The sequence below is a fragment of the Tenebrionibacter intestinalis genome (assembly GCF_016632365.1).
GTDB lineage: Bacteria > Pseudomonadota > Gammaproteobacteria > Enterobacterales > Enterobacteriaceae > Tenebrionibacter > Tenebrionibacter intestinalis.
Genome location: NZ_JAEPBH010000004.1, coordinates 75582 through 87888 on the forward strand (window position 1 = coordinate 75582; position 12307 = coordinate 87888).

Annotated in this window: 11 protein-coding genes; 10 read left to right on the plus strand and 1 reads right to left on the minus strand. The window is 54.4% G+C overall.

Going from position 1 to position 12307, the window contains the following annotated elements:
- Nucleotides 1–199: 199 nt before the first annotated feature.
- The 10 genes from ydiJ (at nt 200) to ldtE (ending at nt 11961) form a co-directional block, all read left to right on the plus strand.
- Entirely contained in the window at nt 200–3256 is a 3057-nt protein-coding gene (ydiJ, locus tag JJB97_RS02690; RefSeq protein ID WP_238712262.1) for a D-2-hydroxyglutarate dehydrogenase YdiJ, read from the plus strand.
- A complete protein-coding gene (gene menI / locus JJB97_RS02695; RefSeq protein WP_238712263.1) occupies nt 3253–3669 on the plus strand; it encodes a 1,4-dihydroxy-2-naphthoyl-CoA hydrolase in 417 nt (138 codons plus the stop codon). The genes ydiJ and menI overlap by 4 nt, the downstream gene beginning before the upstream one ends.
- A gap of 28 nt (nt 3670–3697) precedes the next feature.
- Entirely contained in the window at nt 3698–4888 is a 1191-nt protein-coding gene (locus JJB97_RS02700; RefSeq protein ID WP_238712264.1) for a hypothetical protein, read from the plus strand.
- Nucleotides 4889–5240: 352 nt separating this feature from the next.
- A complete protein-coding gene (gene sufA / locus JJB97_RS02705) occupies nt 5241–5615 on the plus strand; it encodes a Fe-S cluster assembly scaffold SufA (protein WP_238712265.1) in 375 nt (124 codons plus the stop codon).
- Between the two features lie 3 nt (nt 5616–5618).
- A complete protein-coding gene (gene sufB, locus JJB97_RS02710) occupies nt 5619–7100 on the plus strand; it encodes a Fe-S cluster assembly protein SufB (RefSeq protein WP_238712266.1) in 1482 nt (493 codons plus the stop codon).
- A gap of 22 nt (nt 7101–7122) precedes the next feature.
- Nucleotides 7123–7869, plus strand: a complete 747-nt coding sequence (sufC, locus tag JJB97_RS02715; RefSeq protein ID WP_238712267.1) for a Fe-S cluster assembly ATPase SufC — start codon at nt 7123–7125, stop codon at nt 7867–7869.
- Nucleotides 7844–9130, plus strand: coding sequence for a Fe-S cluster assembly protein SufD (gene sufD / locus JJB97_RS02720; RefSeq protein ID WP_238712268.1), 1287 nt, complete (start codon nt 7844–7846; stop codon nt 9128–9130). Before sufC ends, sufD begins: the two co-directional genes overlap by 26 nt.
- The gene (gene sufS, locus JJB97_RS02725; RefSeq protein ID WP_238712269.1) at nt 9127–10347 is read left to right on the plus strand and encodes a cysteine desulfurase SufS; all 1221 of its coding nucleotides are present in this window, start codon (nt 9127–9129) and stop codon (nt 10345–10347) included. Before sufD ends, sufS begins: the two co-directional genes overlap by 4 nt.
- Nucleotides 10348–10360: 13 nt before the next feature.
- The gene (sufE, locus tag JJB97_RS02730) at nt 10361–10786 is read left to right on the plus strand and encodes a cysteine desulfuration protein SufE (protein ID WP_238712270.1); all 426 of its coding nucleotides are present in this window, start codon (nt 10361–10363) and stop codon (nt 10784–10786) included.
- A gap of 140 nt (nt 10787–10926) precedes the next feature.
- Entirely contained in the window at nt 10927–11961 is a 1035-nt protein-coding gene (ldtE, locus tag JJB97_RS02735; protein WP_238712271.1) for a L,D-transpeptidase LdtE, read from the plus strand.
- Nucleotides 11962–12018: 57 nt separating this feature from the next.
- On the opposite strand, the gene JJB97_RS02740 is transcribed toward ldtE, so the two are convergent.
- Nucleotides 12019–12255 carry a major outer membrane lipoprotein gene (locus JJB97_RS02740; protein ID WP_002908860.1) on the minus strand — a complete coding sequence of 79 codons (237 nt, stop codon included), beginning with the start codon at nt 12253–12255 and terminating at the stop codon, nt 12019–12021.
- Between the last annotated feature and the right edge of the window lie 52 nt (nt 12256–12307).

Genomic DNA, 12307 nt, shown 5'->3' on the forward strand with positions numbered 1-12307 from the left:
CGGGAATGCCGGAAGTCGGCGCGGGAAGCGTATCGCCCTACGGCGATCCGGCAATAATGATGCATTTCAGCGTATTTTCACAGTGTAATCTACCGGATAATTGCCGCAGCGGCGCGTTGAAAAATATGGTAAAACGACTGGAGCAATACGCAAACATAACTTCATAACAACATTCACCGCTTAACAGGGTCAACCGTAAATGATCCCACAACTGTCTCAGGCGCCAGGGCTTGTACAACTGGTGCTCAGCTTTTTACAGGAACTGGAACAACAGGGCTTTACCGGCGATATCGCAACACATTATGCAGACCGCCTGATGATGTCGACGGATAACAGCATTTATCAGCTATTACCGGATGCGGTGCTGTTTCCGCGATCCACGGCAGACGTTGCTTTATTGGCAAGAATTGCCAGCACTGAGCGCTACGCCTCGCTGGTTTTTACCCCACGCGGCGGCGGCACCGGCACAAACGGCCAGGCGCTGAATCAGGGCATTATTGTTGATATGTCGCGCCATATGACGCGCATCATTGATATTAACCCGCAGGAGGGGTGGGTGCGGGTTGAGGCTGGCGTGATTAAAGACCAGCTTAACGAATTCCTTAAGCCTTATGGCTTCTTTTTCGCGCCGGAATTGTCCACCAGCAATCGCGCCACGCTTGGCGGCATGATCAATACCGATGCGTCCGGGCAAGGTTCGCTGGCTTATGGTAAAACCTCCGATCACGTATTGGGGGTGCGGGCCGTGTTGCTGGATGGCGAGATACTTGATACCCGTCCCATGCCCACTGAACTGGCGCAGGAGATCGGACGTGACAGCGGCATGATTGGGCGTATCTACCACACCGTACTGTCGCGCTGTCGGGAACAGCGCGCGCTCATCCTTGATAAGTTCCCAAAGCTCAATCGCTTTCTTACCGGTTACGATCTGCGCCATGTGTTTAATGATGACATGTCGCGCTTTGACTTAACTCGCATTCTTACCGGTTCGGAAGGCACGCTGGCATTTATTACTGAAGCAAAGCTGAATATTACCCGCCTGCCGAACGTGCGCCGTCTGGTCAACGTGAAATACGACTCCTTTGATTCTGCGCTGCGTAACGCGCCCTTTATGGTACAGGCGCAGGCTTTATCGGTTGAAACCGTGGATTCGAAAGTGCTGAACCTGGCGCGCGAAGATATTATCTGGCATTCGGTGCGCGAGCTTATCGCCGATGTGCCGACAAAAGAGATGCTGGGGTTGAACATTGTTGAATTCGCCGGCGACGATGAGGCGGACATAGACGCACGGGTGCAGCAGCTTTGCGAACGTCTTGATGCGCTGATAGCGCAGGGCGTCGGCGGTATTATTGGCTGGCAGGTATGCCGCGATCCGGCGGGTATTGAGCGTATTTATGCCATGCGTAAAAAAGCGGTGGGGCTGCTTGGCAATGCGCCGGGGCAGGCAAAACCCATCCCCTTTGCCGAAGATACCTGTGTGCCGCCGCAGCACCTGGCGGATTATATTGCTGAGTTTCGCGCGTTGCTGGACGGCCACGGCCTGAACTATGGCATGTTCGGGCACGTGGATGCCGGCGTGCTGCACGTGCGCCCGGCGCTGGATATGTGCGATCCGCAGCAAGAGGCGTTGATGAAACGCATTTCCGACGACGTGGTGGCGCTGACTGCAAAATACGGCGGCCTGCTGTGGGGTGAACACGGCAAAGGTTTTCGCGCAGAGTATAGCCCGGCGTTTTTCGGCGACGCGCTTTATGACGAACTGCGCCAGATTAAGGCGGCATTCGATCCGCATAATCGTCTGAACCCCGGCAAAATTTGCCCGCCGGCGGGGATGGATGCGCCAATGATGAAAGTGGACGCGACTAAACGCGGCACATATGACCGGCAGATCCCATTGACGGTGCGTACTGCCTGGCGTGGCGCAATGGAGTGTAACGGCAATGGGCTGTGTTTCAACTTTGATGTGAAAAGCCCGATGTGCCCGTCGATGAAAATCACCGGTGAGCGCATCCATTCTCCTAAAGGGCGTGCGACGCTGGTGCGCGAGTGGCTGCGTTTGCTGGCCGATCGTAACGTTGATCCGCTGGCGCTGGAAAGCGCGCTGGCGCAGCGTAGCATGAGCCTGCGCGGCCTGATTGAGCGTAGCCGAAACAGTTGGTACGCCAGCCGGGGAGAATATGATTTTTCCCATGAGGTGAAAATTGCCATGTCTGGCTGCCTGGCCTGTAAAGCGTGTTCAACGCAGTGTCCGATTAAAATTGACGTGCCGTCATTTCGTTCGCGCTTTTTGCAGCTTTATCATACGCGGTATTTGCGTCCGGCGCGTGACCATCTGGTTGCGACGGTTGAGAGCTATGCGCCGGTGATGGCGCGCGCGCCGCGCGCGTTCAATTTCTTTCTGGCCCAGCCCTGGGTGCGCAATTTTACTGAGAAGCGTATCGGTATGGTTGATTTGCCGCCGCTCTCCTCACCTTCGCTTGTACGCCAACTGGCGGGGCATGCTTCAGCAAATATGACGCTGGAACAACTGGAGGCGCTGGATACGCCCCTGCGTGAAAAAACGGTGCTTATCGTGCAGGATCCTTTTACCAGCTACTACGAGGCGCAGGTTGTGGCGGATCTGGTGAAACTGGCGGATAAGCTGGGTTTCAGGCCCGTGTTGCTGCCGTTTTCGCCGAACGGAAAAGCGCAGCATATTAAAGGCTTCCTGCAACGCTTTGCCCGCACTGCGCGCAGAACCTCGGATTTCCTCAACCGCGTGGCGAAGCTTGGAATGCCGATGGTGGGCGTCGATCCGGCGCTGGTGCTGTGTTATCGGGACGAATATCGCCAGACGCTGGGCGATGCGCGCGGCGATTTTCATGTTCAACTGGTGCATGAATGGCTTAGCGCAGCGCTTGCTGAGCGTGAGCCGGCGCTCAGCGGCGGGGAACCCTGGTATTTGTTTGGTCATTGTACCGAGCAGACGGCGCTGCCGGGCGCCGGCGCTCAGTGGCGTGCTATTTTCGCCCGCTTTGGCGCCATGCTTGAAAATATCAGCGTGGGCTGCTGCGGTATGGCAGGCACTTACGGTCATGAGACGCAAAACCTGGCTCATTCGCTGGGTATTTATGAGCTATCGTGGCACCAGGCGTTACAGCGATTGCCGCGCCAACGTTGCCTGGCGACCGGTTACTCGTGCCGCAGCCAGATAAAGCGCATTGAAGGTAACGGCATTCGCCATCCTTTACAGGCATTACTGGAGATAGTGGAATGATCTGGAAGCGTGACGTGTCGCTGGAGGCGATCAACGCCTTCAGCCAGGAGTGTATGGTCGGCCTGCTGGCGATTACGTTTGTGCGCATTGGTGACGATGAGCTTGAAGCGACAATGCCGGTGGATAATCGCACTCGCCAGCCGTTTGGCCTGCTGCATGGCGGGGCCTCTGCCGCGCTTGCCGAATCGCTGGGCTCGGTGGCCGGCTGGCTGTGTACTGAGGGCGAGCAGAAAGTGGTGGGGCTTGAGGTGAATGCCAATCATCTGCGTCCGGTGCGCGAGGGGCTGGTGCGCGGCATCTGCCGCGCGCTGCATACCGGACGGCGTCATCAGGTATGGCAGATTGATATTTTTGACGCGCAGGGCCGTATGTGCTGCTCGTCGCGGTTGACGACGGCGGTGATATCGTCATAACGCGCGCAGGCTGTGACAGGTTAAGGTCATGAACAAAAAATTAACGCTTCCTGAAGACATGGAGCTGCTCAGGACGCGGGTCAGAAATGCGCTGGGCAACGTCAGGCAGGCCAGCCCCCGGCACATGCCTTATAACGTTTATGCTTTTTCCGGCGAAAGATTATACCGTGCTGGCGAGCTGCCTGAATACTACCTGGTGTTCTTTGTGTTGAAGGAACTGTTGGGATTTGCCGACCTTGGGCAGGATGAAAAAGTGGCATGGTCGTTTCCCGTTGAACTGCGGGAAACTCTGTATCACATCGAATACAGAAAAATGGGGCTGGGTATTTTTTCACACAGCGGCAGCCGGGGCGATGCCGCTGAAATCGCACGCGCGCTGTTTAGCGCGGTAAAGGCCGCGCGCCCCTGGTTTGCATGGCGGGCCGCAGGCGCCGTCGCCGCCTCAAAGCTTAATGTCACTAACCACTGCGCCAGTTTATACCGGCGCTATGATTATCTTCTGCGTCTGTATCGTAAAGCCTGCGCCGGAATGCTGCGCGCACAGCGGCGGCCGGCGCGCGTGGCGGATGATGATATCTCGCATACCTTTACTGAGGCGATGAAGCAACTGGCGCGGGCGCAGCGCTTCAGGCAGCGGGCTAACTGGCTGGCCTTGTCGGCGATTGAAGCCTTTTTTAGCTGGACGGAGCATTTGTTTGTTCATCTGGCTATTGTGGCGCAGGGATGCGGTCGCGGCGAGGAGGTCGCGAGTCTGGCGGAGGCGGACTGGCAGGATAAATTTAACCGCGCGCTGGATACCCGCCAGCCGGACATTAAATTATTTTATGATGAATTGATTTGCGTTCGTCGCCAGCTACGCAATGTTATTGCTCATGGCGCGTTTGGCAAAAACCGGGAGGCATTCTCGTTTCACTCGCAGACGGGCGCCGTGCCGGTAAACCTTCCTTTATATGGTAAGCCTGGAAAATATTCACTCAGCGGGGAGCTGGCGTTTGACGAAGATGAAGTGATAAGCCTGATTGAGCGTTTTATTACCTGTTTGCAAAATTCCGTCTATGCGCCGGCCATGTTTTATCTGCTGGAAAGTGGGTTGCCGACGATTCTGACGCATGCCAGCGATGGCACCTATGCGCATGCAATGCAGTCAATGGCGAAAATGAAAGTCCTCGTTGAGCATTTGACAGAGAAGTTCGATCGCGCGGCGAATATGGACTGGTAGCACGGGCATAACACGACAGAACATTGCCTGCATCCTGGGTTAAATCCGCTCTGCATGCGCAGCTTTTCTGCGCCAGGCGCGCCAGTCAGCTATATTAAAAATAGGCATTATCAATACATTTTTATGCATAAAATAGCGCAGCATGATAACGCTATTTTTTGTGTTTATGAATCATAGCGATGCTGTTTTTACGTCTCTTCCGACAGCCCTTGTTGCAGGGTCTATTCTTATAAAATCCGCGCTCAGAAACGCATTGAAGCTAATTCCCCTGATTCTCTCAGGTTGAAGTGATAATTGTTATCACTACCATAGATCTAACGGCCCTTTTTGCGACGACCAGTGAGGTAACGCTATGGAACTGCATGCAGGAACATTTAATCCTGAAGATTTTGCCTGGAAGGGGCTGACCCTGACGGCAACAGCAGCGAAGCACATTCGTGAACTGAGTATAAAACAGGGCGTGCTGGGCCTGCGTCTTGGCGTGAAGCAGACCGGTTGCGCCGGTTTTGGCTACGTGCTTAATACCGTCAGTGAACCGACAGCAGGCGATCTGATCTACGAACGCGACGGTGCAAAACTGTATGTTTCCCCTGAGGCGATGCCGTTTATTGACGGTACGCAGGTGGATTACGTTCGCGATGGTCTGAATCAGGTATTCAAATTTCATAATCCCAAAGCGCAAAACCAGTGCGGCTGTGGTGAGAGCTTTGGTATTCAGGCGGAATAGACTATGTCCCGAGATACAGAAACAGACGATGTACGAACCTGGAGTGGGAGCCTGAACTATAAAGAAGGCTTTTTCACGCGCCTGCAAACTGACGAACTGGCTAAAGGCATCAGCGAGGAGGTGGTACGCGCTATTTCAGCCCGACGCAATGAACCGCAATGGATGCTTGCGTTTCGCCTGAACGCCTTTCATGCCTGGACGAAAATGGAAGAGCCGCACTGGCTGAAGGCGAATTATGACCGACTTAATTATCAGGACTACAGCTATTACTCGGCGCCGTCTTGCGGAAACTGCGATGACGCCTGCGCCTCGCAGCCTGGCGCGGTACAGCAAACCGGAGAAAGCGCGTTTCTGACCAAAGAAGTCGAAGAGGCGTTTAACCAGCTTGGGGTGCCGGTACGCGAAGGCAAAGAGGTGGCGGTGGATGCAATTTTTGACTCCGTTTCCGTTGCCACCACGTACCGTGAAAAACTGGCGAAGCTTGGGATCATTTTTTGCTCGTTTGGTGAAGCGATCCACGATCATCCTGACCTGGTGCGCAACTATCTCGGCACGGTTGTCCCCTCCAATGATAACTTTTTCGCCGCGCTCAATGCCGCAGTGGCCTCTGACGGCACCTTTATTTATATACCGAAAGGCGTGCGCTGCCCGATGGAGCTATCGACCTATTTTCGCATCAATGCGGAAAAAACCGGCCAGTTTGAGCGCACGATTCTGATAGCGGATGAGGGAAGCTATGTGAGTTATATCGAAGGCTGCTCGGCGCCGGTGCGCGAAAGTTATCAGCTTCACGCAGCGGTGGTGGAGGTTATCATTCATAAAAATGCCGAAGTGAAGTATTCCACCGTACAAAACTGGTTTCCCGGCAATCACAACAGCGGCGGGATCCTGAATTTTGTGACCAAGCGTGCGTTGTGCGAAGGGGAAAACAGCAAAATGTCGTGGACGCAGTCGGAAACCGGTTCGGCTATTACGTGGAAATACCCAAGCTGTATTCTGCGTGGCGATAACGCCGTCGGCGAGTTTTTTTCCGTGGCGCTGACCAGCGGTCATCAGCAGGCGGATACCGGTACGAAAATGATCCACATTGGTAAAAATACCCGATCAACTATCATTTCGAAGGGTATATCCGCCGGACACAGCCAGAACAGCTATCGCGGGCTGGTTAAAATTATGCCGACCGCCGCCAACGCGCGTAATTTCACCCAGTGCGATTCGATGCTGATTGGCCCTGATTGCGGCGCGCACACGTTCCCCTACGTGGAATGTCGTAACAACAGCGCTCAGCTTGAGCATGAGGCTACCACTTCGCGTATCGGTGAGGATCAACTGTTCTACTGCCTACAGCGCGGCATCAGTGAAGATGATGCCATCTCCATGATTGTTAACGGTTTTTGTAAGGATGTTTTCTCTGAACTTCCGCTGGAGTTTGCGGTGGAAGCACAAAAACTTCTGGCTATTAGCCTTGAACACAGCGTTGGGTAAGCTCTTCCCTTAAGGAATCAGCATGTTAAGTATCAAAAATTTACAGGTGGGCGTAGAAGGTAATCCTATCCTGCGTGGGGTAAATCTTGACGTGCGCCCCGGTGAAGTCCACGCCATTATGGGCCCTAACGGTTCCGGAAAGAGCACCTTGTCGGCAACGCTTGCTGGGCGTGAAGAGTATGAGGTGATCGGCGGCGAAGTGTTATTTAAGGGTAAAGATCTGCTGGCGCTGGCGCCCGAAGCGCGCGCCGGAGAGGGGGTCTTTATGGCGTTTCAGTATCCGGTTGAGATTCCAGGCGTCAGCAATCAATTCTTTTTGCAAACGGCGCTTAACGCGGTGCGTGGATACCGTGGTCAGGCGCAGCTTGATCGCTTCGACTTTCAGGATCTGATGGCGGAAAAAATAGATATGCTGAAAATGCCGGCGGACCTGCTTACCCGCTCGGTCAATGTCGGCTTTTCTGGCGGGGAGAAAAAGCGTAACGATATTCTGCAAATGGCGGTGCTGGAGCCAGCGCTGTGCATACTTGATGAAACCGACTCCGGGCTGGATATCGACGCGTTGAAAATTGTCGCTAAAGGCGTTAACACGCTGCGTGACGGCCATCGCGCGTTTATTGTCGTGACGCATTACCAGCGCATACTGGAGTATATCAGGCCTGATTATGTGCATGTGCTGTATCAGGGGCGGATTGTTAAATCCGGCGATTTTACGCTGGTCAAACAACTGGAGGAGCAGGGCTATGGCTGGCTTACTGAACAGCAGTAGCGATGCGCTGGCGCAGTGGCGTCGTTTGTTTGAAACCCGGGGCGGCGAATACCAGAGTGAGGCCGGACAACATATGCAGCAGTTGCTGCAGCTTGGTCTGCCCGGACGTAAGCATGAGAACTGGAAATATACCTTTACGTCGCTGGAGAAGCTGCTGGCACACCGGTTTGTGATGCCGCCGTCAGCACTGCCGCTAAAAGCGGCGCAGCGCGATGCGCTGGCGCTTGAGGTGGATGCGCTAAGGCTGGTGTTTGTGGACGGCCATTTCGCCCCGACGTTGAGTGACTCCCCGGACGGCAGCGGCTTTAGCGTGGAGATAAATCACAAGCGTCAGGCGCTGGCGCCGCCGGTGCAGTCGGAGATTTTTTTACATCTTACCGAAAGCCTTAGTCACAGCGTGACCCATATTCGCCTGGCGCGTAATACCCGGGCGTGCAGGCCGCTGCTGCTGATGCACATTGCCAGCGGCAGTATGGGCGAGGAGATGAAAACTGCGCATTATCGCCACCACCTTGAACTGGAACAGGGCGCACAGGCGACCGTTATTGAGCATTACGTGAGCCTTGATAACGCTACCCATTTTACCGGCGCGCGTTTGACCGTAAGTGTTGGGACAAACGCCACGCTTAACCACTATAAACTGGCGTTTGAAAACGCCGCCTGCTACCACTTCGCTCATAACGACTTGCGCGTTGCCCAGGACGCAACGGCGCACAGCAGCAGTTATCTACTGGGCGCAGGCGTGCTGCGGCATAATACCAGCACCCGGCTTAACGGAGAAAACGCTACGCTGCGCATCAATAGCCTGTCGCTGCCGGTGGACGGCGAAGTCTGCGATAGCCGCACCTGGCTTGAACATAATAAAGGCTACTGTAACAGCCGCCAGCTTCATAAAGCTATTGTCCGCGATCGCGCCCGTGCCGTGTTCAACGGCCTGATTACCGTAGCGCAGCGCGCAATTAAAACAGATGGCCAGATGACCAATAACAACCTGCTGATTGGCAGGCTGGCGGAAGTGGACACTAAACCGCAACTGGAAATTTATGCCGATGATGTAAAGTGCAGTCACGGCGCCACTGTTGGGCGCATCGATGATGAGCAGATGTTCTATCTGCGCTCGCGCGGTATTGGTCAGGATGCGGCCCAGCGGATGATTATTTTTGCGTTTGCTGCCGAGCTTACGGACGCTATTTGTGATGAGAGCCTGAAGCAACAGGTGCTGGCGCGTATTGGCCGGCGCTTTGCGGGAGGTGAAGCATGAGTTTTTCTGTTGAGCAGGTTCGTGCGGATTTCCCGATCCTGAACCGGGAGGTAAACGGCCATCCGCTGGCTTACCTGGACAGCGCTGCCAGCGCTCAGCGCCCGGAGCGGGTTATAGAAGCAGAGGCGACATTCTATCGCACGGGTTACGCTGCGGTTCATCGCGGCATTCATACGCTCAGCGCGCAGGCGACCGCGCAGATGGAAAACGTTCGCGTCGCCGCCGCGCGCTTTATTAACGCACGCACGCCGGATGAGATTGTATTTGTACGCGGAACGACGCAAGGAATTAACCTGGTGGCTAACAGTTGGGGGAACCGCCACGTTGAGGCCGGAGATAATATTATCATCAGCGAAATGGAGCACCATGCGAATATCGTACCCTGGCAGATGCTTTGCCAGCGTACCGGCGCTGAGTTGCGCGTGATTCCGCTAAAACCGGACGGCACGCTCCAGCTCGACGTTTTTCCGCGCTTAATGGATGAGCGTACGCGCCTGCTGGCGATAACGCAGGTATCAAACGTGCTCGGCACCGAAAATCCGCTACAGCAGATGATAGCGTGCGCGCGCCTGGCTGGGGTGAAGGTGTTAGTGGACGGTGCGCAGGCTATCATGCACCATACTGTGGATGTTCAGGCGCTGGACTGTGATTTTTACGTATTTTCCAGTCACAAAATCTATGGTCCTACCGGCATTGGCGTACTCTGGGCGCGTGAAGAAATACTCCAGGCGATGCCGCCCTGGGAAGGCGGCGGATCAATGATTGCGACCGTCAGTCTGACGCAAGGCACAACGTATGCGCCAGCGCCCGGTCGCTTTGAAGCGGGCACGCCCAATACCGGCGGTATTATCGGTTTCGGCGCCGCGCTGGAGTATGTGACGCAACTGGGGCTGGATAACATCGATGCGTACGAAACGTCGCTGATGCGCTATGCGCTAAACGCGCTGGAGACGGTGCCTGAGCTGACGCTTTATGGCCCGCAGGAAAGACGCGGCACAATTGCGTTCAACCTCGGTAAACACCATGCTTACGACGTTGGCAGCTTTCTTGATAACTACGGCATCGCCGTGCGAACCGGCCATCACTGCGCCATGCCGGTCATGGCGTTTTATGGCGTGCCGGCGATGTGTCGGGCCTCTTTCGCCATGTACAACACCGAAGAAGAGGTGGACAGGTTGGTTGCCGGCCTGATTCGTATCCACCGTTTACTGGGGTAATCAGGAGATAACGATGGCTGCGCTGCCGGACAGAGAGAAACTATTACGCAACTTTTCCCGTTGCGCTAACTGGGAAGAGAAGTATCTCTATATTATTGAACTGGGTCAGCGGCTTGCGCTGCCTGATAAGGATAAATATCGGCCTGAAAATCTTATCCAGGGTTGTCAGAGTCAGGTGTGGATAGATATGCGTCTGGACGCTGACGGCCTGATGCAGCTTAAAGGCGACAGCGATGCTGCGATTGTTAAGGGCTTGATTGCCATCGTGTTTATTCTTTTTGATCGGATGATGCCGCGCGATATCGTTGAATTTGACGTCCGTCAGTGGTTTGAAAAAATGGCGCTAACCAGCCATCTCACGCCGTCACGCTCCCAGGGGCTGGAGGCCATGATCCGCGCTATTCGTACAAAAGCCCTCCAGCTTACTTCCGGCGCCTGATCGCAGGCGCTGTGGCTAATTGCCACACACGTCCTAAACTAAAAAGAACAGTTTCTATCCTGTTAAGCGCGGTGCGCGATGAGCGTGCCGCGTGTTTTCAGCTTTCCGGCGGTGTGCCGGTGAATACAGGAGTGTTCAGTATGAAACGCGTGTTCTCGTCTGTTCTTACCAGCATTATCTGTGCTCTGGCGGGCAGCCAGGCCGCGCTTGCGGTCACTTATACATTGCCGCCTGCCGGAGGCCGACTAATTGGACAGAATCAAAGCTATATTGTACCGGATAATGGGAAGAATCTGGAGTCCATTGCGGCAAAGTTTAACACCAGTATTTTACTTTTACTGGAAGCAAATAATACCGTCGATCCCTATTTGCCGAAGCCCGGCAGTGAAGTAATTATTCCATCCCAGATGTTGTTACCCGATACGCCGCATGAAGGTATTGTTATTAATCTTGCTGAGCTACGCCTTTATTATTATCCGCCCGGCCAGAACCGTGTTGAAGTTTATCCTATTGGTATTGGTCAGTTGGGGCGAGAAACGCCGGAAATGGTGACGCGCGTTAGCCAGAAAATACCTAATCCCACCTGGACGCCAACGGCAAATATGCGCGCTCGTTCGCTGGCGCAGGGAATTACATTACCGGCGGTGGTTCCGGCCGGGCCGAATAATCCGCTGGGGCGTTATGCGTTGCGTCTGGAACAGGGTGGGGGCGAATACCTGATTCACGGCACTAACGTTTCGCGAAGCGTAGGCATGCGCGTCAGCTCCGGCTGTATTCGCCTGCGGGCGGCGGATATAAAAACGCTGTTTAGCCAGACAAGTTGGGGAACGCGCGTACAAATAGTGAATCAACCGGTGAAGTTCTCCGTTGAGCCGGATGGCAGACGTTATGTGGAGATCCATCAGCCGCTTTCCACCAGTACTGCGGATAATCCGCAGACCATGCCTGTTGCTATTAACGCAGGTTTTGCGCGTTTTATCGATCATCCCAACAGTGACAAGGGGCAGGTAGACAGGGCGTTAGTCAGGCGTGCGGGGTATCCGGTACAGGTGAATAAGGGGGCGAGCGTATCGCCTTCAACGGCGCTGCTGCAAAATGTGAAGCGTACAGAAAACAAAAAAGAAATATCGGAAGGCGCGCTGATAAGTGATAGCGTTAATTCATCAGTGCAATAAAATACGGAAATAAAAAAATGGCGCATACTGTATGCGCCATTTTTATTACCAGAACGCTTACTTACGGTAAGAGTGAGCCTGGTTGTCCAGACGCTGGTTAGCGCGAGCTGCGTCATCTTTAGCAGCCTGAACGTCAGAACGCATTGCGTTCACGTCGTTGCTTAGCTGGTCAACTTTTGCATTCAGAGTCTGAACGTCAGAAGACAGCTGATCGATTTTAGCATTGCTGGAGCAACCAGCCAGCAGAGTAGAACCCAGGATTACCGCGCCCAGTACCAGTTTAGTACGATTCATTATTAATACCCTCTAGATTGAGTTAATCTCCATGTAGCGTTACAAGTATTAC